This window comes from Petrocella sp. (assembly GCF_059865615.1).
In genome coordinates this window covers 1-3,921 of the sequence record NZ_JCBCDA010000159.1, presented here as the reverse complement: position 1 = coordinate 3,921, position 3,921 = coordinate 1, and the positions used below count along the sequence as shown (strand labels likewise).

The following is a 3,921-nucleotide window of genomic DNA, read 5'->3' as shown; positions in this document are numbered from 1 at the left end:
ATTCTTTGATTTCGCTATTCGATTAATTTCTTTCAAAATCAAATAGGATAGGTGTTCAATAATGTCTTTTTCTTCACCCTGAAGGTATAACTCCCATGTATTAATCCATATCGCTTCAAATTTTTCATCGCTGTCATGATCACACAACTTTTTCTTAATAATGTTCATGAGAGATGATTTCCCGCTACCCCATTCACCTTGGAGGGATATGGTAATGGGGGTATCTGAAGTCACGATAAATCTGGTTAAAGCATCGGCATATTTCTCAATATTTAAGTAATCATCTTCTTCATGAATAATCGGAATGTCTCTAATGTCAATTCGGCTCATTTCATTCCCTCTCTTTATACCACTTTTTATACAAATATGTGTTAGTAGCTAAGTCAAACTACCATTGGTATTTAATATATTTCTTAAATTAGTATACACTTCGGGGCTATTATTTTCAACAAATCATAAGTATTATTCATCTTTAATAATAAAAATATACTCTCTAATTTTATGACATTTTTTCTGATTTCAGCCTATATGACTTTCAGATTATACAAAATCTCTTCAAGTAGTAATTCAATAGATTTTAGCTATTGTTTACTTCAAATATGGATCCTTCTCTCTTATATCCAAGCTTTTCATAATATGGATCTACATCACTCATAACATACACCGGTTGATCTGAAAAGTCTTTGCACGCTTGTTCTATCAGCCTTTTTCCAATTGAATTTCCTCGATACGTTTTTTTGACCAATAAATCATAGACATAGATTTCAAAGCCATCATCATCACGACAACGGGCATACCCACATAGAATATCCTCCATATAAGCCACATAAGTGATGCTGGAGGCCAAAGCTATTATATATTTTTTATAACCTTCAGAGCTATAGTAGTCAAGCCATTCTTCTCCTTCTTCTCTAATCATATCAAACAATTGTTGTTCATCTTCTTTACAATATCTTCTAATATCCATTCTAAACGCCTTTCTATATTATATGGATTGTCATTATACCATAACTATTTTATCATATTGTTAAAAGATACATCCGAATTGGTAAAGAAGAGTTCCGGTAGTTTTTCGCATCTATTACAACTCATAAAACACCGCCATCTGCCAATTCATCATGATCTGCATCTTTAAAGATGTTGATTTTTCTTGTTGCCCTTTTGATAATCCATTTTGTGTTTTTGTTATTTGAATGATTCCATTCTTCTATTAGTGCTACCGTTGGCATTTTGTTGACTTTTAACCAATCGGTTAAGTGGTTTGCTACTGATTTCTTAACGAACATCACGTCATCTTCTTTTAACTTTTCTAATATCTTAAATACAGGTTCCGGATGATCAATGAATGTATCCAGTTTTGTGGCCCAGGGAAGCTTTGGTCTTAATCCTTCACTGGACAATCTTCTAAGGTGAAAGTTATCAGAATCTGCCCATTTTGTCATTTTCTCTATTGCCTGCTCCGGATACAATCTTATAAAAGGTCTTACCGCATATTCACCTGTATTTCTTTTAGTAATCTCTTCAATCATATACATAGACGTATCAAAATAATCTAAGCCATATTTCTCAACATACTTTCCAAGTGGTAGGATCCAATAGAACTCTTTGAACATGCCTGTTTCATTCTTGTTTTCTTCACCCAAAATGGCTACAAGAATCTTTGCTGCTTCGTCAAATGCCTCGGGCAAGTATCTATAGAGCTCATCTGCATGTAATTCTACTCTTTTGGAATAGCTAAGGCCCTCACACTTTCTACTAATGGCCTGGATATATTCTTTTTTAGGAAACTCTTTATAGACGTCAATAATTCTGTCCGCCAAGAATTCTGCTAGATTTGTGCCATAATACTTTGAAATACTTCGATCATTATCATTTTCCACTTTTTCACATCCTCATATCATAATTCTAATAACATCCCTTTAATGTTCATTTTACCATAGTCTTAAAAGATAAATCAATTTTAGCTAAGAAAAGCCCCTTATAATAACAGTTCTACTATTTGCACTGTCAATATAAGGGGCTTATACTTTTATATTAGTTTCATTCGTATTGCTATTTTTTCTTGTTCTCTAGGATAGTCGTACTACAGTATTCAGCCTTGAATCATGGCTGATTACGTCAAGGACATTTCCTGTCGAACCGTTCAGAAATATGAGCAGTGCTCATAACGAAGCAAAGCTTCTTTTCTTGACTGGATAGCATACTTCCGTTACCCATTCCTCAGCATTTGGTGTTTGTGCCGGGCTTACATGATAAATGCAAAACATAGCGCCATCAAATTCATACTTATTGTCATTAACCCAGTTTGCTACGACATGGTTAACTTCTGTAATTTGATCATAACTACCTTTGTAGATTGCTGAAGCGATTTCTATGGCAGGAACTGATTTGAATACTACATTTTCCGTGTTAGAATGTTGATCCTTAAGGGCAATTTGAATCTCCACGTCTACATCCTGCTCCTTATAGTCTTCATCATTAAAAATTGCAAGGCTATAGCACGGGTCATCCGGTTGTAAGTTCATTCCGCTTGTTTCTGCCATCATTGTGTTCCAAAGTAGGCCCTCTTGGTCATAAGATGGAATAACTTTTCTTACACTGGCAACATATCTTTCCGGTAATGTCTTTAAAACTACATTGTAATTCATAGCTGTATCATCCTTTCTCAACCGACTAATGGTCGTTTCAAGGAGTCGTAAACGATGCTTGGTTTCTTCAGCTTGAGCTTCAATCTCTGTCTTTTTTATTGACAAAAACTCAGCTAGTGCTTTCGTATCATCATACTTCATCAATATTTCTGAGATTGTTGACAAACCGAACCCCATATCCTTAAGCGCAATGATTCTGGCTGCAATTTGCAGCTGATCTTCATTGTAGTACCTATAACTATTGAAGGTATCAATACTTTTAGGAACCAACAGGCCTAGGGCATCATAATGCCTTAACATCCTTATACTAATCCTTGATAATTTTGAAAAATCTCCTATTTTTAACATTGATTTTACCTCACATATATATGTTTTCTTGAGCTCATCTTTATTATAAAGTGTACCATAATGTGAGAGTCAATATAAATATTATCTTTTTCAAAATTCATTAAGATTAGCATTGAGATGCTCGAACCACAAGAACCATCCCCCTGGTTAGACAATCACCACATGGGTTCTTCCATCATCCATTAATTTAATCCTATTACCTTCAATCTTCTCGCCGTCAAGTAGGAGTCCTTCAACTACCATAACCCCTTTACTTCTGCTCTCTACTTGTATTTCATAAACCGTCGTTTTATATTTATATGTTATAGTAAAATCTCCAAAACTTGTAGGCGTTGTCGGATCAATGATCAGCTCATCCTCTTCTTTTCTAATACCCAAAAACCAGTGAACCAATCCTTGATACATCCACCCCGCCGAACCCGTATACCAACTCCATCCGCCCCTACCTGTATATGGCGCACTTAGAGAAATATCAGCAATCATAACGTAAGGTTCTTTTTCATACTTGAGTGACTCTCTCTTACTCGAAGTGATATGGATCGGATTGAGTATGGTAAAAAGTGTATCCGCCAGACTGTAATCACGTATCATCGTACTGGCAATAGCCAGCCACACCGATGCATGGGTATACTGACCTCCATTTTCCCTAATCCCTGGGTAGTAATTTTTGATATACCCCGGGTTTTTGTCTGTTTTATCAAACGGTGGTGCAAGTAGTAGGGAAATACCGTCTTCTTCTCTGACCAGATATCGTACAGCTGATTGCATTGCAACTTCAGCCCTATCTTTTTGTGCACCTTTTGATATCACACTCCAAGACTGACTGATGGAGTCAATTCGGCATTCAGCGTTTTCTTTTGAACCCAACTTACTATAATCATCATAAAAGGCTCTAAGGTACCAATCGCCATCCCATGAATGGGCC

General features: G+C 35.9%; 5 protein-coding genes. All 5 read right to left on the bottom strand.

The window, feature by feature from the left end; genetic code table 11:
• On the bottom strand, positions 1-330 hold a 330-nt coding region (locus AC6F8J_RS14950), incomplete at its 3' end, for a P-loop NTPase fold protein (protein WP_500724420.1).
• 247 nt (positions 331-577) lie between these two features.
• Positions 578-967 (bottom strand): GNAT family N-acetyltransferase, encoded by a 390-nt coding sequence (locus AC6F8J_RS14945; protein ID WP_500724419.1) that lies wholly within the window; start codon positions 965-967, stop codon positions 578-580.
• A 121-nt stretch (positions 968-1,088) separates the two neighbouring features.
• Entirely contained in the window at positions 1,089-1,880 is a 792-nt protein-coding gene (locus tag AC6F8J_RS14940; RefSeq protein ID WP_500724418.1) for a DNA alkylation repair protein, read from the bottom strand.
• Positions 1,881-2,162: 282 nt separating this feature from the next.
• On the bottom strand, positions 2,163-2,996 hold the full coding sequence (locus AC6F8J_RS14935) for a GyrI-like domain-containing protein (protein WP_500724417.1): 834 nt from the start codon (positions 2,994-2,996) through the stop codon (positions 2,163-2,165).
• A 147-nt stretch (positions 2,997-3,143) separates the two neighbouring features.
• The coding region (locus AC6F8J_RS14930) for a GH36-type glycosyl hydrolase domain-containing protein (RefSeq protein ID WP_500724416.1) at positions 3,144-3,921 on the bottom strand (778 nt) is incomplete at its 5' end.

What these genes read in the sequence shown, in the direction of transcription:
- AC6F8J_RS14945 (WP_500724419.1), bottom strand. Translation starts at nt 967, where the DNA reads ATGGATATTAGAAGATATTGTAAAGAAGATGAACAACAATTGTTTGAT.
- AC6F8J_RS14935 (WP_500724417.1), bottom strand. Translation starts at nt 2,996, where the DNA reads ATGTTAAAAATAGGAGATTTTTCAAAATTATCAAGGATTAGTATAAGG.